Annotated in this window: 21 protein-coding genes and 2 pseudogenes; 6 read left to right on the forward strand and 17 right to left on the reverse strand. The window is 34.7% G+C overall.

What is annotated here, in order from left to right; translation table 11 throughout:
• Positions 1–70: 70 nt before the first annotated feature.
• From ACLBXA_RS12100 to ACLBXA_RS12140, 9 genes and pseudogenes are all read right to left on the reverse strand, one after another.
• The gene (locus ACLBXA_RS12100; protein WP_012614769.1) at positions 71–733 is read right to left on the reverse strand and encodes an S-layer homology domain-containing protein; all 663 of its coding nucleotides are present in this window, start codon (positions 731–733) and stop codon (positions 71–73) included.
• A 241-nt stretch (positions 734–974) separates the two neighbouring features.
• Positions 975–1,631 carry an S-layer homology domain-containing protein gene (locus ACLBXA_RS12105; RefSeq protein WP_000727105.1) on the reverse strand — a complete coding sequence of 219 codons (657 nt, stop codon included), beginning with the start codon at positions 1,629–1,631 and terminating at the stop codon, positions 975–977.
• A 281-nt stretch (positions 1,632–1,912) separates the two neighbouring features.
• Positions 1,913–2,214, reverse strand: a pseudogene (locus tag ACLBXA_RS12110) (EamA family transporter); the annotation flags it as partial.
• Positions 2,215–2,272: 58 nt separating this feature from the next.
• Complete coding sequence (locus tag ACLBXA_RS12115; protein WP_413790633.1) at positions 2,273–3,226, reverse strand: methyl-accepting chemotaxis protein; 954 nt, start codon at positions 3,224–3,226, stop codon at positions 2,273–2,275.
• Positions 3,221–4,000, reverse strand: a pseudogene (locus ACLBXA_RS12120) (MCP four helix bundle domain-containing protein); the annotation flags it as partial. The gene ACLBXA_RS12115 and the pseudogene ACLBXA_RS12120, both read right to left, overlap by 6 nt.
• A gap of 136 nt (positions 4,001–4,136) precedes the next feature.
• On the reverse strand, positions 4,137–5,405 hold the full coding sequence (locus ACLBXA_RS12125; RefSeq protein WP_001233314.1) for a M48 family metallopeptidase: 1,269 nt from the start codon (positions 5,403–5,405) through the stop codon (positions 4,137–4,139).
• Positions 5,406–5,767: 362 nt separating this feature from the next.
• The gene (locus ACLBXA_RS12130; RefSeq protein ID WP_001006051.1) at positions 5,768–6,067 is read right to left on the reverse strand and encodes a DUF2101 family protein; all 300 of its coding nucleotides are present in this window, start codon (positions 6,065–6,067) and stop codon (positions 5,768–5,770) included.
• A gap of 31 nt (positions 6,068–6,098) precedes the next feature.
• Complete coding sequence (locus ACLBXA_RS12135) at positions 6,099–6,455, reverse strand: hypothetical protein (protein WP_000754347.1); 357 nt, start codon at positions 6,453–6,455, stop codon at positions 6,099–6,101.
• A gap of 1 nt (position 6,456) precedes the next feature.
• A complete protein-coding gene (locus tag ACLBXA_RS12140; RefSeq protein WP_001067982.1) occupies positions 6,457–7,305 on the reverse strand; it encodes a CPBP family intramembrane glutamic endopeptidase in 849 nt (282 codons plus the stop codon).
• 140 nt (positions 7,306–7,445) lie between these two features.
• Between ACLBXA_RS12140 and ACLBXA_RS12145 the strand changes: the two genes are divergently transcribed.
• Both ACLBXA_RS12145 and ACLBXA_RS12150 read left to right on the forward strand, forming a co-directional pair.
• Positions 7,446–8,150 (forward strand): response regulator transcription factor, encoded by a 705-nt coding sequence (locus ACLBXA_RS12145; RefSeq protein ID WP_000283858.1) that lies wholly within the window; start codon positions 7,446–7,448, stop codon positions 8,148–8,150.
• 9 nt (positions 8,151–8,159) lie between these two features.
• Positions 8,160–9,902 carry a sensor histidine kinase gene (locus ACLBXA_RS12150; protein ID WP_086390232.1) on the forward strand — a complete coding sequence of 581 codons (1,743 nt, stop codon included), beginning with the start codon at positions 8,160–8,162 and terminating at the stop codon, positions 9,900–9,902.
• A gap of 343 nt (positions 9,903–10,245) precedes the next feature.
• On the opposite strand, the gene ACLBXA_RS12155 is transcribed toward ACLBXA_RS12150, so the two are convergent.
• From ACLBXA_RS12155 to ACLBXA_RS12165, 3 genes are all read right to left on the reverse strand, one after another.
• The gene (locus ACLBXA_RS12155) at positions 10,246–10,398 is read right to left on the reverse strand and encodes a hypothetical protein (RefSeq protein ID WP_000394945.1); all 153 of its coding nucleotides are present in this window, start codon (positions 10,396–10,398) and stop codon (positions 10,246–10,248) included.
• Between the two features lie 182 nt (positions 10,399–10,580).
• A complete protein-coding gene (locus ACLBXA_RS12160) occupies positions 10,581–10,946 on the reverse strand; it encodes a VOC family protein (protein ID WP_000473636.1) in 366 nt (121 codons plus the stop codon).
• A gap of 60 nt (positions 10,947–11,006) precedes the next feature.
• Positions 11,007–11,909: an AraC family transcriptional regulator gene (locus ACLBXA_RS12165; RefSeq protein ID WP_000446857.1), complete on the reverse strand. Its 903-nt coding sequence runs from the start codon at positions 11,907–11,909 to the stop codon at positions 11,007–11,009.
• Between the two features lie 168 nt (positions 11,910–12,077).
• Between ACLBXA_RS12165 and ACLBXA_RS12170 the strand changes: the two genes are divergently transcribed.
• Together ACLBXA_RS12170 and ACLBXA_RS12175 are read left to right on the forward strand one after the other, a co-directional pair.
• The gene (locus ACLBXA_RS12170; RefSeq protein ID WP_098900025.1) at positions 12,078–12,521 is read left to right on the forward strand and encodes an RNA polymerase sigma factor; all 444 of its coding nucleotides are present in this window, start codon (positions 12,078–12,080) and stop codon (positions 12,519–12,521) included.
• 5 nt (positions 12,522–12,526) lie between these two features.
• The gene (locus tag ACLBXA_RS12175) at positions 12,527–13,651 is read left to right on the forward strand and encodes an anti-sigma factor (RefSeq protein WP_098900024.1); all 1,125 of its coding nucleotides are present in this window, start codon (positions 12,527–12,529) and stop codon (positions 13,649–13,651) included.
• A 43-nt stretch (positions 13,652–13,694) separates the two neighbouring features.
• Here the strand turns inward: ACLBXA_RS12175 and ACLBXA_RS12180 are convergent, their stop codons facing one another.
• From ACLBXA_RS12180 to ACLBXA_RS12190, 3 genes are all read right to left on the reverse strand, one after another.
• Positions 13,695–14,672 carry an HD domain-containing protein gene (locus tag ACLBXA_RS12180; protein ID WP_081143837.1) on the reverse strand — a complete coding sequence of 326 codons (978 nt, stop codon included), beginning with the start codon at positions 14,670–14,672 and terminating at the stop codon, positions 13,695–13,697.
• 120 nt (positions 14,673–14,792) lie between these two features.
• Positions 14,793–15,899, reverse strand: a complete 1,107-nt coding sequence (locus ACLBXA_RS12185) for a metallophosphoesterase (RefSeq protein WP_063675083.1) — start codon at positions 15,897–15,899, stop codon at positions 14,793–14,795.
• Between the two features lie 146 nt (positions 15,900–16,045).
• Positions 16,046–16,963 (reverse strand): alpha/beta hydrolase, encoded by a 918-nt coding sequence (locus ACLBXA_RS12190; protein ID WP_000301546.1) that lies wholly within the window; start codon positions 16,961–16,963, stop codon positions 16,046–16,048.
• Positions 16,964–17,132: 169 nt separating this feature from the next.
• Between ACLBXA_RS12190 and ACLBXA_RS12195 the strand changes: the two genes are divergently transcribed.
• Positions 17,133–17,678 (forward strand): TetR/AcrR family transcriptional regulator C-terminal domain-containing protein, encoded by a 546-nt coding sequence (locus ACLBXA_RS12195; RefSeq protein WP_086398432.1) that lies wholly within the window; start codon positions 17,133–17,135, stop codon positions 17,676–17,678.
• A gap of 157 nt (positions 17,679–17,835) precedes the next feature.
• The gene (gene cytK2, locus ACLBXA_RS12200; protein ID WP_017762901.1) at positions 17,836–18,846 is read left to right on the forward strand and encodes a beta-channel forming cytolysin CytK2; all 1,011 of its coding nucleotides are present in this window, start codon (positions 17,836–17,838) and stop codon (positions 18,844–18,846) included.
• A 42-nt stretch (positions 18,847–18,888) separates the two neighbouring features.
• Here the strand turns inward: cytK2 and ACLBXA_RS12205 are convergent, their stop codons facing one another.
• Positions 18,889–19,053 (reverse strand): hypothetical protein, encoded by a 165-nt coding sequence (locus ACLBXA_RS12205; RefSeq protein ID WP_000011711.1) that lies wholly within the window; start codon positions 19,051–19,053, stop codon positions 18,889–18,891.
• Between the two features lie 136 nt (positions 19,054–19,189).
• A complete protein-coding gene (locus ACLBXA_RS12210; RefSeq protein WP_001005736.1) occupies positions 19,190–19,672 on the reverse strand; it encodes a hypothetical protein in 483 nt (160 codons plus the stop codon).
• Between the last annotated feature and the right edge of the window lie 147 nt (positions 19,673–19,819).

Consider the following 19,819-nt stretch of genomic DNA (forward strand, 5'->3'; position numbering starts at 1 on the left):
AAGGCCGCTGTTATACAACAACGACCTTTTTGTATTATTTTTAAATTTAACTTTGACTAGTTAAACTTTATTACTGCCCTTGTTCCATATCATGCAATATTGCTCTATGTAAAAACTGTGCGTATTGTTCTCTCGTTACCTTCATAGACGGACCAAATTTACCTTCTCCGATTCCCATTGTAATACCATTTGTTTGTACTGCACTAATTGCATTCGTTGCCCATGAATTTGCTGAAACATCATTAAAGTTATGAGATCCCTTTGCCTGTAAGTCAAAAGCATTCGTAAGAACTTGTGCCATTTCCGCACGCGTTAACGTCGCCTTCGGTCTAAAGTTTCCATTCTCGTCTCCCTGGAAAATTCCCATTTCCGTTAAAGCCAATATTTCCTCGATAAAGCTTGTTGAATTTTCATCGATATCTCCATATGGGTTTTCATATTCATCTTGTTCTTCCATATCAAACACACGGTAAATTAAAGCTGCAACTTGCTCACGTGTTACATTATCCCCAAAACCGAATATTCCATCGCCATATCCCAAAATAATTTCTTGTTCCGCTAAATCATGAATCGCCTCATATGCCCAATGCCCTTTTGGTACATCTTTAAATACAATTGTATTTGTTTTTTGCAACGGTGCACTTTCCGCTTTTACATTGTTACTCTCTGCTGAGAATAACACCCCACCCATAATTGTTAATGCTGTAGCTGTTTTTAATAATTTTTTGCTCATTACATTTCCTCCCCAATATGTATATGTTTTTTCAAATATACATAACAAATAGTATAGTAACAATATATTTTCCGACACATTTCGTGACGGTTTTGTGAATCATATTACACATCATGTCTTTTTTATGGGGTTGATTATAAAGCTTATGTATAACATTAAAAATACATAAAAACGAATAATAATTCTTTTTTAAACAAACAAAAAAGCACAAATATTTCTATTTGTGCTTTCATATTTCACTCTATCTCCAATCCTCTTTCAAATGATAATTAATAATCGCATTATTAATAAATTGAGCATATTGTTCTCTAGGTACAGGGCGATTTAATTCATACATGCCATTCCCAGTTCCTCTTACAACATTATTAGATTGTAGCGCACTAATTGCATCTTCTGCCCAGTGGCCTTTTGGAATATCTTTAAATGTATGTTTTTGCTTCGTTTCAAAAGTAAATGCTCGTTTTAAAATGACAGCCATTTCCGCTCTAGAGACTGGTGCTTTCGGCCTAAAGTTCCCTTGCCCATCCCCTGTAAAAACACCACGTTTTGTTAACGCCAAAATTTCCTTTTTAAAAGTTGTTGTACTATCAGAAATATCTTTATACGGATTCGCTACTGATCCTTCTTCTTTCATTTCAAGTGTTCTGTAAATAATACCAGCTACTTGTTCACGTGTTGTAAGATCACCAACACCATACTTCCCGTTTCCATACCCTAATATAATTTTATGATATGCTAAATCCATAATAGCGTCATATGCCCAAAACCCGTATGGAACATCTTCAAACACAATCATTTGTGGATACTCTTCCGCTTTTACAGGCGTCACATTCGTCCCTGCAAATATCCCTCCTGCCATTGTCGCAATCATCATTACACCCAATATTTTTTTCTTCATCGTCCTCTCTCCCTATTTCATTCAAATAAAATGAACTTCATTGTTTCAGGAGTACTATTTTTTGGTGAATGTAAGATAAAATGCAAATCTTCTAGAAGAAATATTTCCACTACCTTTCTGCTTTATGCCTCCTTCTTCCTTTTTCAAAAAGGAAGTTGTCACATCTAAGGTGTTATATACTAAAACATTCTACAATCTCTTTATAAACTCCTTTTCACTTTACAACTTCCCTTTATTGGCGCGTAAAGGAGATGCCTAATGAAGGTTACTATATTCATGATTTATATTTCAGAGGTAGCATTCCTCTCCACTGATAACTCGCCTTCTCTTCCCTTGCGAAAAGTTAGCGCCATCCCTACAAATATAAGGATAATCCCTACTACTTGCATACTAGTTGGTCTAAATCCGGTAAAAACAGTATCTAATAATATTGCAACAGCAGGATCTAAAAACACTAATACAGAAATAATTCTCGTCGATAAATGTCTTAAACTGTCAAAAAATAAGTAATATACAAATCTAGTATGTACAGATCATCACCTTGAAAATGCTCGAAATCTAAGAATAGTAGTAATAAAAAAAGCATCCTTTTTTCTTAAAAGAGGATGCTTTTTTATATTTATTAACACTCAAATATGCTACTACTTTTGAAGAGTAAATTGGCCAACTATTTGTTTTAATTTTCCTGCTGCGTTATGCATATGTTCAATTGAAACCGAAATCTCTTGAACAGATTTTTCTTGCTGTTGAATAGACTCTTTTACCCTATCAGTTCGGTCAGATGATCTTTGGGAAATTTGAGCCATGTCTTCTGCAGAAGCCGAGATTTCCTCACTACTCGCTGCAATTTCATCTGTAGACATAGATACCGTTTGAATTTGCTCAGATACTTGCTGTACTTTTTCTGTAATTGTTCCAAATACTTTTTCTGTGTGCATTACTACTTGTGTACCTGCCTGTACCTCATTATCTACTTTCCCCATCATATGTACCGTATGGTTCGTTGTTCCCATAACTTGAGTAATAAGATTCTCAATTTGTTTTGCAGAATCACTAGATTGTTCTGCTAATTTCCGCACTTCATCTGCCACAATTGCAAATCCTCTACCACTTTCACCAGCACGTGCAGCCTCAATTGCGGCGTTTAATGCTAATAAGTTAATCTGAGAGGTAATACCTTGCATAACATCAATGATTTTAACAATTTCTTCTGATTGTTCTTTCATAGTCTCTACTTGTTTCACACCGCTATGTACCGAATTTTGGATTGTATCCATCTGTTGAATCATTTGTTTCATTAATTTGTTACCATTCTCTGCATCTAATGCTGATTGAGCAGACAATTCATTTACAGAGGACGATGTATTGACTATACTCTGCATTCCTTGTGTCAATTCTTCCATCGCACCCGCAGTTTGTTCCATTGCTTGCATTTGACTCTCTGCACCATTTGCAACTTCTTCAATATCCATAGTGATTTTCTTCGCTGCACTACTAGATACTTCTGATGCAGATGCTACTCCGTCTGCATGTTGGAATAAAAGCTGAATATTATTCTCTACTTCTTGCATATTTGTTCTTAGCCCTGCAATCATCTCGTTAAAATTACTTACTAATACACCTAATTCATCCTTAGCATTATAATCACCATGTACAGTTAAATCTCCTTCTTTCGCTCTTTCCATCATACGACTAACCGTTTGTAACGGAGCAACTATAAGCCTACTAATAATATAACTTACTATACATATAACGATTGTAGTAACTACTACAAGAATGATAAAGGTAATAACGGATCGATCAATCATTTTTTGAGAATCTTTAAACACTTGATCAGCTAAGTTTGAAACATACGATTCTAGATCCACTGCATAACCAGCTAACTCTATTCCCTTCGGTTTTAATTCCTTCTGAAATTCATTTACCATTTGTGACTCATTTGTTGCCTTCGCCTTTTCAAATAATTTTTTATATGTATCTTTATAACTTGGCAAAGATTTCTTCATCTTCTGAAACAGTTCATCCTCTTGCTTACTTAAATTAAAACCATCATCATATTCTTTTAATAAAGAATCATATTTTTTAAGATCCTTTTCAATATTATCAATTATCCCCTCTTTATTTGCCACTTCATTTTGTGATGCAGTAATTAATTCTAATAAGTTATATTCTAGTGAATTTTGTGTGCGAAGCATTCCTTCTAATAAAATTGCAGAATATTGATAATCATCTACTACAACCTCTGTATCGTGCTTAATCTTATTAATGGAATTAATTGCTACACTGCTCATAATTACCATACCTAAAACTGCTAATGAAATAAGCGATAATAATTTATATTTCACTTTTAAATTTTGTAAAAAATACATTTTTCCACCTTTATTCCTTTATATATAGATTTTTAGAATTTTATAGCTTATTATTTACAAAATCTCAATAAAAAGCAATGATAAATATTCCCAATATCAAACTTATATCTCTATAAAAAAAGAAGTAGCTATCATGCTACTCCTTTTTGCTTTGTTTCTCATATTGTTCAAACGTGTGAATTCTTTCAAAAATTGGTGGGTGGGTGTATAAGAAAAACTTCACTAACGCAGGCGGATTTACTTGGCTTAAACTTGTTTTTGATAAATATTGAAAAGTTTTCACACCAGATTTCCCGTCCTTCGTCATATTTAAAGCATATTGATCTGCCGCTCTTTCTTCTATACGTGAAACGTAGTTTGTTGCTGGTTGTGCTGCAAAAGAGAGTATAGAAGAAATTAAGAAAAATAAAGGTAAAATGGAGAAACATGCCACTTTTGAAATTTGCAATGTATCTCCCCATTTGCGAATACACATATTTATAATACGACTAATTAAAAACATACCTATAAACGATAGCAATACATAACTTGCAACGCCAAAGTATATATGCTTCATAACATAATGTCCCATTTCATGAGCCATGATAAATAATATCTCTTTATCTTTTAACTGCTTAAGCGTTGTATCCCACATTACAATACGGGCGTTAGGACCAATTCCTGTTACGTAAGCATTTAATGCATTCGTTTTTTCTGACATATTTACTTCATATACGTGTTTAGCAGGAATGTCAGCTTTGTCTGCTATCGCTAAAATTTTCGTTTCTAATTCTTTATTTTTCAGCGTTGAGAAGTCGTTATAAAGCGGATCAATAACGACAGGCTGTATGAATGTTAAAAAGATTGTAAATGGAACAGAGAGCGCCCACCCTGCTAGCCACCACCTCTTCGGAAATTTACGGATAAGCCATAATAGAACGGTAACTACGATTAACATAGTCGCATAACTTTCCCAAAAACCGATAACATGATCTTTTATCCAGCTTTGTGTACTTTGTGTTGAAATGCCGTAATCAACGGATACTTTCCGGCCAATCCATTGCATCGGTAAGGCAAGCACTGTTGTCAGTAATGATAAATAAAAGAAATAAATCGCAACTTGCAAGACACTTATTTTAGTCGTTTCCTTCGACCATTTCTCAAACTTTCTTGAAATACCTAGCACAAGTACAAATAATAAAATAATCCATTCAAGAGGCGTCGCTAAAAAGTATAGTAAATTTTTCACGCGCGAATAATCTTGGCTTAGCGTAAGCTCTCTAGCACTCATAAACGTTTCTGGATCTGCACTTGTTCCTTTATACATGTCCGGAATAAGTTCATGATTCCATCCAAATAAATACCAATATATAAGTAACGCAAATCCAACGTACAAAAAAAGCGACCAACCAATAACCTTCCTCACGCTATTCCCTCCTCTATGCTGCCTGTCTATTATTATTGTAAGTTCGTACACGCTAAATTAGAACAAGCTTATTATGTGAATTGCTATGGATCTTTTTATTTACATAAAAAAACTCTTCTACATAAGAAGAGTTTTACCTATCTTTAAACACTTTCTTCGGTTCATAATCCGGAAGCACTTACAAACCAACGCCTTTTACATATCAAATATACTCATAGTCTTGAAAGAATAGCGTCGTTATAATAAAACGAAACTTTAATCAGTGGGGTCTTACTGCCCGGCAAATAGCGGGATAATCTTAAAAAATCCGATTAAAACTAGTACGTACCCTACTTGCTTTTTAGATAACATAAAGAGCCTCTTTAAGGAAGTACATCTATTAATAAACTAAAATCTTGTAAAGAGAAGGAACTATATTTCATAATACCCTGTACAGCTAAAAGTAAAATAAGACCGATCACACACATATAGTTAACGCTTTCTTCACTCTTTTTTTCAGTAACGACTCCACCACTTATACATAAAATCCCCAACAAATGGAGCGCTAAATACATGAAAAAGTAAGCTTCCTCCCAGCGCAAAATAACATTCACTGTCGTTATTAACACTAGACTAAGTAAAATCAAATAAAAAAACTTATTTGATGATATCGTTTCATTCATATAATTTTATACATCCCTTTCAAATTTAGAATTAATGATGTTTCAAAGCTATAAAGTAAATAATTGTTTTCATACTATAAAACAAAAGGAAAGCCACTATTACTTTCTCGAATACTTTATGAACCCACATATACTTCTCTCCATTTTTTCTGAAGATGCGCTTCATCATTTCTTCTACAATTAGACCAAATATTAGTACAACTCCTAATACAATAAGAAGAGAAATAATATTTTCTTTTAAATGATTACTAGAAAACAAATAATACTCTGGAAACACAAACGTATCTACTACAGGTTGAATCCAATTACAAAAGCTTTTATCACACATATCTGCAATAGACGTAGCATCTATAATTTCTTTTAATATTTTTTCAACCGTCTTCTTCATCTTATTTACTCCCGACTACATCTGAAAAGCTCTTTTCCTGCTCTGCATATATAACTGGCACTTCTTTACTCCAATACTTGCGATTAACAAATAAAAAGATAAGTACTAAGTTTAATCCCGTTATAAATATAATAAGTCCAGGAAAGAATGTCGTATAATTTGAGAAGTCTGCAAAACTCATAATTTTTTCTCTACTTATTAAAAAAGACGCGCCCATTACAAATGCATTGTTTAACATATGTATTGCAATTGGCATGAGTAAACTTTCCGTACGAATATATACGATCGACAATACGATGCTGAATATGGCTGCACCGAGGAAATCAACATGTAACAATGCAAACAATATTGCTACAACGATGGTCGCTATGCTCGTTCCCCATTTTGTTGCAAAGCGTTGAAGTAAAAATCCGCGAAAAACAAACTCCCCGATAATTGGTGCGATGAATACAACCCTAATGACTTGATATACATATCCCCCAGTACTATCTATAATCGGTTCATGCAATGCATTCATAATAAAGTCTGGTGTGATCCATGCAAAACTATACATATACAAAATAAGATACCCGTAACTAAATATGCATAACATAACCGTAATGTATAAAACTTGCACCAAGTTAAATGTTTCATTTTTATTAACAAACAATGAAAATGAAATGCGATGCTTTTTATACTCATAAAAAATCCATACCATCGGAAGGATATAGAATATAAGGATATTTATAAAAGAAGAATTTTGTATATGAAATATACTTGTTAGCAAATCGCCACTACTTCTCGCTATTAAAATTAATAGTGCAAATACAATTAAAAAATATCTAGCTCGCATCACTTGAAACGGATTCACACTCATCTCCTCCCCTATGTTACTTTTATCATATCATTTGATTCTTAATTTTTTGCGAAAGAAAACCTTAAAATTTCCTTAAAAATTCCATAAGTTACAAAAGGATGATATGATATTCGAGAAAATTAGGAGGGATTTTTATGTACCAAGCAAATATTTTACTCGTTGATGATGAAACAGCAATTTTACAATTACTAACTACCATTCTTGAAAAAGAAGGTTTTTCTCATATTACAACTGCAACATCAGCTGAAATAGCTTTATCTCTAACTAAGGAAAACAATTACGATTTAATTATTTTAGATGTAATGCTTCCTGGACAATCTGGTTTTGATATTTGTCCAATCATTCGCCAACAAACAGATTGTCCCATTTTCTTCCTATCAGCAAAAGCATCTGATTTAGATAAAATATCTGGATTTTCATACGGTGCGGATGATTATATTACGAAGCCCTTTAATCCATTAGAAGTAGTAGCACGCATGAAAGCACAGCTTCGGAGACATATGAAACAAGCAGTACCGCACGAACAAAAATCACACTCGATTTCATTTGGAAGATTTGAAATTGATCAACACTCTGCAGAACTGACAGTGGATGGTCACATTGTCGAATGTTCCGCTCAACTCTTTCAACTACTACTCTTCTTTTGCGAGAATCCGAACTACGTATTTTCGAAAGAGGAAATATACGAAAAAGTTTGGGGAGCACCTGCCTATAATGGCGATGACAACACTGTTATGGTCCACATTCGAAAACTACGTGAAAAAATTGAACACGATCCAAGTAAACCAGAATATATAAAAACTGTTCGCGGCCTTGGTTATAAGTTCGTTACAAAGTAGGGTGACGATATGAATTTTAATAAACGACTTATTATTCAATTTATCATGCAACACGTTTTTGTTTTAGTTACATTACTTATCGCTGTAGTTGCTGCTTTTACTTATTTAATTTTTCTTCTTACTAGTACTTTATATGAACCTAACATTCCAGATTCTGATAGTTTTACGATTTCAAGATACATCTCTTCAGAAGATGGGCATATTTCATTACAATCTGAAGTGCAAGATTTAATAAAGGAGAAAAATGATTGGCTCCAAGTTGTAGATGAAAACGGAAAAATCCTCTACCACTTTAATACACCAAATGATGTTCCGAATGCTTATACGAAGACATCTTTAGTCGCATATATACAACATCATATCGAAAGTAATTATAAATTTACATATTGGGAAATTGAATTAGAAGAAAAGAAAGTACTTGTTATTTATGGTGGTATGTTAAAAAGCAATGCTTTATTAACAGCAATTCAAAAGGAGCATTCCTCTTTAACAATGGATTCGTTCACATTAACAGATCAAGAAAAACAGTTACTGTCTAAAGAAAAAGCAGCACTTCAAATATTTAATCAAAATGGCGAAGAGGTTTTTTCTTATACAACCGGAAAGAAAAAAACATTTTCAGCAATACAAATCGCCCTTAATGAAAAAGAACCTTGGAATCATAAAGAAAACACGTCTAGCTTTTACGATGCAAATAGTGGCAACCTTCTCGTTGTAACTGCAAAAAATGATCACTACTACCCAGATGACGAAATTGAAGATGTATTTACTAAGAAGTTTCTCATTGGATGCGGATTAATCCTTCTTATCGTATTTGTTTATTTAGTCATTCTTTCTATTTGGTATGGTAATAAATTCGGGAAACCGTTATTACATGCGATGCGCTGGCTTAAAAATATCGCTGGTGGAAAGTATGAAGAACCTATTAGTAAAAAAGGAAAGCCTGTCAGGTTCCGGCGATCTGGTAAAGAAAAATGGTCATTCCGTTTGTTTAGAGATGTGACAAGTTCACTAGAACACCTTTCTATTACACTCAAGAAAAATGATGCGATGAGGCAAGTACTTCAGCAAACACGAGAAGAATGGATTACCGGTCTAACGCATGATTTAAAAACACCACTTAGCTCTATATATGGCTACGCATTATTACTAGAATCAAATCAATACAACTGGACCGATTGTGATATTCAACAATTTGGTAGTGTTATGAAAGAGAAATCTCAATATATGACGACATTAATTGATGATTTAAGCTTAACGTATCAATTAAAAAATAATAGCCTTCCTGCACAGCACGTAAACGTTGAAATCAATCATTTCGTCCAAAAAGTATTATTGCAATTTATTAATAATCCAACACTTCAAAATCAAAATATTGAATTCGTACCGAGCTCAAATAAAATTCAATATTTCATTGAAGAAAAATGGTTCCAGCGTATTATCGAAAACTTACTCGTAAATGCTGTAAAACATAATAACGAAACAACTACTGTCATCGTAAAACTATCACAAAACGCCAATTCCTTTATACTCTCCATTTCGGATGACGGAAAAGGAATGGATGAAAAAACGAAAGAACTTCTATTTGAACGATATTACCGCGGAACAAACACAGAAGAAAGCAACATCGGAACTGGACTTGGCCTAGCCATTACAAAACAGCTCGTTCATGCTCATAACGGGACAATTTCCGTTGATAGTGCACTCGGAAAAGGAACGACGATTATTCTTGTGTTTCCGTTTCGTTCGTAGGAAAGACGCTATGTGGCGTCTTTTCTTATGGGGAAGTTTGATGGTACATGAAATTATGTTACTCGCCTTTTATTCTAGCTTATTGCGATAGTTCGGCGGTATATGAAGTTATATCAGCGATTTTTAAGATATATCGAATTGCCAACAAAAACCAACAATACCAGTCTACTTCCCCTACTATACAAAGTAAAAATAAAACTATTAACAAATACATTTCTAAACTGTTATACTATAAATAGAAGTATAAACTAAATAAGTTTTGCATAAAATGAAGTAGACGAGGTGCTTCCAACACCCCGTCACTGCAACTAATTACCGCGAGGTGGAAGGTTGCAACTAAAGCTTATTTGCGCTTAGAAGACTTCCCACGCTTCGCAGGCAGACGGGTGGTCTTCTTTTTGCGCTTTTTTGCCGTTAATTTCTTAAATCCCAAAACTATACCTTCTCTAGCTATAGTTTTTGTGATTTCCAACAAAATTTGCAAAAGAAATTCCATACGATTACACCTCCTTACTCCATTAAATGAAGAAAGGGCATAACCTTCCACCCGCAATATTTAATTGCTACTTTATTTTACCATTTTTAAATGTATTACAGATGAGGCAATACAAATTTAACAATCTACTCGTAAAAATAACCTTTCACAACTCACTATGAAAGGTCATCTCCATATTTTAGCTATTTCCCTACTAACACAAACACATTCTCATCAGGTGCTTCCATTACTGCAACATGTCCTGATTCCGTTGGAAATGGTTCGCGAATCCATTTTACATCTTTATTATCTTTTAAACTTTCATACGTTTGTTGTACATCTTCTACTAATACTTCCACTTCCGTAAAATTAATATCCGGATGATTGCTTATTACTAACTCCGAACTTTTCTCATCTGGAAATTTCAATCCTATTAACGTCCAAATAGCTCCTTCTTCTATTTCTCTTTCTATCATCCAGTTTTGCTTCATTCCCATTTCTTTATAGAAAGAAACTGATTTTTCTATATCTTTCGTATGTATAGATACACATTCTAGTTTTTTGAACATTTTCCTATTTCCCCCTTCATGAAAAAGCGAACCATCTCCCAATGATTCGCTCTTACCCTATTATTTTTTCTTCACCGGTATCCAAAGCTCTACTTGTGCAAACTCACTCTTATCTTCGTGGCAACGCTCATCGTACAGTTCAAACTCTGTAACTCCGCAATGTTCATATCCTGAATGCGGGAACCATTCTGAGAATACTGCATTCCAAGTTTGGTGAATAGACGATACCATTTCTTCATGAGGAACTTTCGGCGTTGTAAATACTGCATATGTTGCTGCCGGGAAAGTACGCTTTGCAATTTCATTTGGTACATTTTCAAAATCTGTAACTTCCATTCCGATAATATAAGTGAAGTCTCCTGTTTCTAAATTAAAATCAGTACATAATCCAAGCTCTACCCATTGGCTCGTATCTTTACGATTCGGAATCGTTGTCCCAAGATCTTTTTGTAAATATTCTTGCCAAAATACTGGAATGTCTTGATGGTTTTTCCCTTCTTTACTTGTCGTCTTCAATTCATAACCCGCCACTAAAAATTCTGGTTTATTTACAATACGATATTCCATTTGTATGCCCCCTAAATACGGATTTAATTTTCTTTGCTTTACATTCACTCTGTAATACATCGGTGTTTCGATTTCTTGTTTTCGATATTCACTCGGTGTCATTTGAAATAATTTTTTAAAGGCTCTCGTGAACGTTTCGTGAGATTGAAAGCCATGTTCAAACGCGATATCAATAACTTTTTCATCCGTATGAGAAAGTTGATAAGCTGCCCGGGCTAACCTCCTCTTTCGAACATACTCCATTACTGTATCCCCTACTAACGCCTGAAATACACGATGAAAATGCGACTCAGAAAAACCTGCAACCCGCGCTAAATTACGCAGCGTTTGTTTTTCCATTACATCTTCCTCGATATAATCAATTGACCTTTGAATTTGTGTTTCATAGCTTTCCATCTCTATTCACCCGCCTTATATGTATTATGATAAAAGAGAATCCTATCCAATTCTTGACGTTTTTTACTATAATTCCATAAAAAATTGTAACTTTTTTATATGTATTTCGTTGTTATGTATGAAGGGAGGGAAATGTAGTGAAACGTAAACAATATTTACTCAGAACATATGCAAGATTTATTTCGCTATCTTCTCTCCCTAACCGGAGATTCCCCCTATGCGGAAGATCTCATGCAAGAAACATTTTACCGAATGCTCGTCCATATTGACTATTATAAAGGGGAAGAAATTAGGCCGTGGTTATTTACAATTGCCTACAACGCCTTTATCGATTGGTATCGAAAAGAAAAAAAATATAAAACAACTACAGTGGAAGAATTCCATTTACCAAACGCGCCAAGTACAGAACATGAATATTTCGTAAAATTTGAGATCGCTAGTTGGTTAGAAAGTTTATCTTCTCTTCCGCTCGAAAGACGAAATGTCCTGCTACTACGAGATTACTATGGATTCTCCTATAAGGAAATAGCAGAAATGACTGGTCTCTCATTAGCGAAAGTAAAAATTGAATTACACCGCGGACGAAAAGAAGCGAGAAACATAGAGGAGTGATACAGATGGGTTGTGCAGCATTTAAAAAACTATGGGAGAAGTACGAAAACGGAACACTCACGCATGATGAACAAGAACTGTTAGAAAGTCATATTGAGTCATGTGAAGCGTGTGAAGCTTACTTAGATGAGCTGTTAACAAAGACAGAACCAATTAAGAAAAAGTTACCTCCAAAAGATTTTAAAGTTCCTTTTTGGAGAATTAAGTGGAAACATCGTTTACAAACGTTTGGTTTTATATTATCAATTTGCATCGTTATCTATATAATCGGCGGGGTATTATCAGCCTTTTATTTTCAAGCTAATAATGATAAAAGGCTAGAAGAAATTAGAGAGGTTCCTTCGCTTACACTTGAAGCAACGATCCCAAATAGCCGTGTTATGGGAGGCGGAACAAGTGTAGAAGCTTTTTTCCGTACGAATAGCCAATTTGATTTAGTACGAACCGTGGGTAAAAAAGAAATCCCCCTCGGTACAATAGAAACAAAAAGCTTCTTATCATCTGTAGATGTTACGAAGCGAACTTGGATGAATCCGTTCTATCAACCAAAACTCTTCTTTGTTCATCCAAAAACAGAGCAGGGTGATTATTTAAAGGATTCATCAAAAAAAGTATGGGATACACTTGCAAAAGTACATGATGGAACCGTTGCAGAAGTAGCAATTTCTTTTGATAAAGCTTACACTTTAAAAGAATTAGAACCGCTTTTATATAGTATATTTGAGGCACAAGAACTCCCTCCAACTCCTGTATGGTACGCTTTAGATACAGGGCAAGAAAGAAAAAATGTAGATAACTATATCCTACATGGCGGAGAAGCTATAGGGTTTCCAGAAAATGTAAGATTCCTCGATAATGAAACTGACGGGCAGAAAACGCAAGAAGACAAAGTAACCGAAATGATGCGCGTCCTTTCTATCCATAAAAAAACGGTAAGCAAAATAGCAGCGCTTTCTGAGAAAGAACTAAACTTAGATAAACGTTATCAATATGTAAAAGAGAATGGCGTAAAAGTATACGGCATTGTCATTACTGGCCCGTCGAAAGAGTTATTAAAATTACAAAACTCCCCGCACGTACGTTATGCGACTCTTGGAGATATTGAGATTTGGAATTGGTTTAATAATTAATAAAAAAGAAGTAGCGCTCTAAAAAAGATGCGCTACTTCTTTTTTATTCCGAAATCAATTTCACATACATCCCTCTCACCGCTTTTTCATAAGCAATATCATTCATCTGTCTTATGCTTTCTGACACAACAGACGAGTGAATAACTTCATCTTCACAAAGTAACGGCGGATCAATAAGACGCACTTTATTTTTCTGATGTAAATCATAATCGTTTCTATCTTCTTTTACTTTTATATTTGGATGAACTTTGCTTAATAAAACTTCTACTTCGGGGTCATTACATTGCTGTAATTTCGAAATAAGCTCATCATCTTCAAGAAGAAAATCATCTGCATGAATAATCCTTTTATGAAGAGCTACCTTTAACGTTTTCGCTAACATATCATTTCCGTAAATATTCATTGGTTGCATAAAGAAATCAATTACTTCTTTGTAATACGTTTCTGTAAACCACTCTGCCATTTCGATACTTTGAAGAACCATTCTCTTCTCTACTGCAATGACATCCTCTAAAAAACTGTGAACTTCTTCTAAAGAAATATAACCATATGTATACATATCTCGTAATGTATAATCCACTCGATCTGCGCATAATTCGGGCGCTGATCTTTCCAGTAACGTCCACTTCGAATCATCTAATAAAATATCTTCATAGTTATAACCATGCTTCGCAAGGATCGCTGGAATTTCTGAGTTTTTCACAACAGAACTAAATATCTCTTCATGATAACTTTCATCTTTATTATCAAAAACGTAATCAATCACGTGGGAAAAAGCAGTATGTGATACGTCATGTAGTAAACCAGCAATCTGTTCTTCTACTGAACCACCTAGTTTTTTCACTAATAACATAACACCCACTGAATGCTCAAAGCGAGTTACATTCCATTTCTCGTTCATTAAGTAACTTGCGCCTGCTTGATGAATTCCCTTTAGTCTTTGCACAGACTTACTTAAAATTAATTCTTCTACTACTTGATCCACTTCAAATTCTCCGTATAGTACATCTGATATGATCACTTACAATCCCCCTTTATTTTAATCGAGTCTCTTTTATGAAATTAGCACCAACATAAATATTTATTGTTATTTGTTTTTATTGAAAAAATAGAGAGCCATCAGCTCTCTATTTCATAACCCCTATTCAAATGTAACTTCTACCTGCACAATCTCCGACCTACTACCAAGTCTAAGCGGTGGTCCCCAAAATCCAAATCCAGAAGAAACAATTGCGTGGAACGCGCCTTTTTGTGCGTATCCCCAGTCTAGCTCGTACATTCTTCTCGTTACAATATGATTGGGCGCCATTTGTCCGCGGTGCGTATGACCGGATAATAATAAATCTACACCTGCCGCTGCTGCTTGTTTCAACTCAAATGGCTGGTGATCCATTGCGATAACAGGCATCAATTTATCTACCGTACTCATTAATTGTTCAAAGCTTTGGCGATCTCGCTCTGTTTTATCTCTTCTTCCAACGAGATAAAAGTCATCTTCAATTGTAATCACTTCATCTAAAAGAATACGAATATCAATCTTATCCATCTCTTGTAAAAACTCTGGAACTGCTCTGCCGTAGTATTCATGGTTTCCTAAAACGCCATATACGCCTAATGGAGCTTTCATTTGTTTCATGATCGGTCCCATATTCTTTTGAATGAACACACCTGGATGATCATCGATAATATCACCTGGCAGTAAAATAATATCAGGTTCCATCTCATTTACATGACGAACAAGTCTTTTTAAATGCGAAACGCCAGACAGTTTACCGAAATGCATATCAGAAGCCATCGCAATGCGTAAACTTTTACGCCCCTCTACCTTTTTCGGTATGTGCACCTCGTACTTTCTTACTACCGGACTATACGCATTAAATACTCCATACGCAAAGATAAAGATAAATGCAGCTATCACAGCCGCCCCTGTCCAAATAATTGCCGCTTCTTTCTCTACTGAAAACTGTAAAAGAAAGACCATAATATCAGCTAATGGCAACAACATAAGCGCATATTGTATAACCGCAAACCAAATCGAACCTATCGTTCGCAGAAATGGCAAAAACTTAAACACTTGCACGAGAATGTACGCATATGAAATAAATGCAACTATGAAAGCATAATATCCCCAAGATTCCCAGCCAAATACCGCATGAAGCCAAACCCATCCGTTCCAGCCAATGTAAAACATAAGTAGTGTGTATATAATTAATATGGTAAATATATTGAGATAACGAAGATTCTTCACAGCCAGCCTCCTTATTGATTTCTTCTATTATAACTTGTTATGCACTTATAACGTAAATATTAAGCACTTCGCTCATCATAGTAAAAACCTATAGTTGTTAGACTTGTATCTAACAACTATAGGCACCATTTATATCAACATTGTTTTTACAAATGCTCTTTATAAAAACTTGTTAATTTTTCAACTGCAATTCTTACTGGTTCTGGTTGGTCGTATAAATCGTAATGACTCGCACCTTCCACAACAAGTAAATCTTTTTTCTCTGAAGCTGCTTTCTCATACAGCTCATGACCATCTTTATAAGAACCGAATGCGCCTTGCTTACTGCCGACAATAATTTGCAGCGGCTGCGTTAATAACGTATCTGCTAAATGGAACGCATCAAAACCGATTACGGATCCCATACTCGTAAAGTTTAACTTATTTGGCGAGTTCACACTTTGACCTCGCGGCGTTGTGTAATACTCAACTGCTTCTACAATATCTATATCCGTCATACCCGCTGCTACTAACTCTTCCTGATTTTTAGGAATCCAATTTGTAATCAGTTCCTCTGCTCCGCGTGCTTCAGCAGTACGTTGTTTACCAATCGCCTCTAACACCCCAATTGGATCAGCTTCACGATTTAATCGGCCAATATTTGCACCAACAACTGTGCCAACCGCTTTAATGCGGCGCTCTGTCATCGCAGCATTTACTGCATAACCACCACCTGCACACACGCCTAACACACCGATACGTTCTTCATCTATATAAGGAAGGGTAGTTACATAATCTACTGCTGAGCGAATATCCTCAACTCGCGCAGCTGGCTCTTCAATATACCTCGGCGCACCTTCACTTTCACCTTGATATGATGCATCAAACGCAAGCGTTACATATCCTTGTTCCGCTAACTTCTCGGCATACAATCCTGCTGTTTGATCTTTACAGCTACTACCTGGATGCACACAAACAATCGCTGCATTTTGTTTCTTTTCCTCAGCACCTTCAGGAATGTTCAAAATACCTGCAACTTGTAAACCTCTTGCATAAAATCTTACATTTTTCTTCGTAACTGCCATATATAAAACCACCCTTATCTTATTTTTAATTTTACACTTGTGAGAGTTATTACTCACGTGTATATTTATAATAAAGCGAGCAACCACTTGTTTCAATGACCACATTTACGCATTTGGGTGATAATACACACGTAACGAAATATGTGTATCAACAACGGAGGAACACCATATGGAGAAAATCGATAGAAGAATTATAAAATCACAAAAAGCCATTCAATCCACATTTATAGAGATGTTAATTACAGATGGTTTTGACGAAATTACAGTAAAAAACATTACAGAAAAAGCAAACATCGGGCGAAAAACTTTTTACTTACACTATCTAGATAAGTACAATTTATTAGATAAAATTGTGGATGATCATTTAGACCAACTAAAAGAAATATGCTATGAGAAACAAAACAAAGGTTATATAGAAGGAACTGTTATATGGTTTGAATACTTCAAAGAGCACAAACCATTTTTCGCGGCACTATTTAGAAGTAACAGTACATTATCATTTCAAAAAAAATTACTAACTTTCATCATGGGTGAAATAGAAAAAAAATTAAACACAAACACATCAGTAAATAAAAACATCGATAAACATATCGTCTTAAAATTTTTAGGAACAGCTGTAATGGGCATTTTGGAATCGTACGTATTGGATGAAATTGATAGTGATGTTGCGTTTGTTGCGACGCAAGTTGGGGAGTTGATGAGGAGGAATATATAAACAATACAGCGGCGATTCCCTTGAGAAGGATTCATAAAATTTCACTATCCAAAACTCACCTATGCAATTATGCATAACTATCCCTTCCGTTTTATTTTCATGTTACGATATAAACGAAATACGACATATATCGACAAAGATAAAAGGAAGTGATTGTATGAAACGCTCTAAAACATACTTAAAATGTTTAGCATTATCCGCTGTTTTTGCTAGTAGCGCTGTAACTCTTTCAACACCTGCTGCTTACGCACAAACGACGTCACAAGTTGTAACAGATATCGGGCAAAATGCAAAAACACATACGAGCTATAATACATTTAATAATGATCAAGCTGATAATATGACAATGTCTTTAAAGGTAACTTTTATCGATGACCCTAGCGCTGATAAACAGATTGCCGTTATTAATACAACTGGTAGTTTTCTAAAAGCAAATCCTACTATAAGTGATGCACCTATTGATAACTACCCAATCCCTGGCGCTAGTGCAACATTACGTTATCCTTCACAATATGATGTTGCATTTAACCTTCAAGATAACAGCGCTCGTTTCTTTAACGTAGCACCTACAAATGCTGTAGAAGAAACGACTGTAACATCTAGCGTATCTTATCAACTTGGTGGCTCTGTTAAAGCTTCTGTAACGCCTAATGGCCCTAGCGCTGAAGCGGGTGCAACTGGTCAAGTCACTTGGTCGGACTCTGTAAGCTATAAACAAACTAGTTATAAAACAAATTTAATTGACCAAACAAACAAAAACGTAAAATGGAACGTATTCTTTAACGGATATAACAATCAAAACTGGGGTATTTACACACGTGATTCCTACCATTCTTTATACGGAAACCAACTGTTCATGTACTCTCGCACATACTTATATGAATCTGATGCAAAAGGTAATTTAATACCGATGGATCAACTTCCAGCATTAACAAATAGCGGTTTCTCTCCTGGTATGATTGCTGTTGTTATCTCTGAAAAAAATACAGATCAATCTAACTTACAAGTCGCTTATACAAAACACGCCGACGACTACCAACTTCGTCCAGGCTTCACATTCGGAACTGCAAACTGGGTTGGAAACAACGTAAAAGACGTTGATCAAAAAACATTTAATAAATTGTTCACACTAGATTGGAAGAATAAAAAGTTAGTAGAGAAAAAATAAGTAAAAAAACGAAGGGACTATTTAGACTCTTCGTTTTTTTACTTATTCATAATAAGATCCCGCGAGTAATACCGTCGCTATGAAATTCCATGATATATTTTTAGGCATCTCTTCACCTTTATTTTGAAAAGCATCCATTAAAATATCAATGCTTTCGTCACTTATAATCAATTTATCCCCTTTTATTTCCTTTTTATAAAAAGACATATTTCCTCTCCTTTACTCTCTTATACATATCCCTTGAAGACTCTCTTTTTCTTTCTATCACACTAAACCACGCACCACTTCTTCTAATAATAAATTCAACCATTCATCCAATTTGTTTTAAAACACTCTAATACACTCAGCTTTCTTTCCATAGTACTATCTCGACATTATACTCATTCTTTAGAAAAGAAAAAGCACTTCTCATTGCTTCATCTACTACAATAAGGCTAGAATAAATTAATCCTCTTTGAGCATCGTCATATCCAATGAAATGTAATACTTCTTTTGTATATAACATGAAATCTTCTAATTCTAATTGCACACCAAAGTCCCAATTTTCATGTGCATACCATACAATAATCTTCTTAGACAATAAACTAGTTAATTCACGTTCAAATTCTTTTATTTCATTGATAACTTGTTCAGCATTTAATTCACTCATAACTTTGATAGGATTCGGTGTTTCATCAATTAAAAAGTTTACTAATGAAGCAATTTTCTTCCCGCTAATAATCTCAAATTCTTTTATAGACGGACATAACATTAAAAACTTTTCTCTAGTAGCCTTTTCCTCTACCTTTTCTCTTAACATTGCAATTTTCTTTAGACGTTCATTCACATTTATCACCTCATACATTCAGTAAATTAACATAATAAAGCCTATCATCCGTTTGAAAATACATAACCGATCCGCGGCTATAATAATTAACAAATTGAATCGGCTCTCCAAAATGTTCATAGTATTTTTTCTGAATGTCACTTAATT

Source organism: Bacillus sp. D48C (assembly GCF_053345735.1).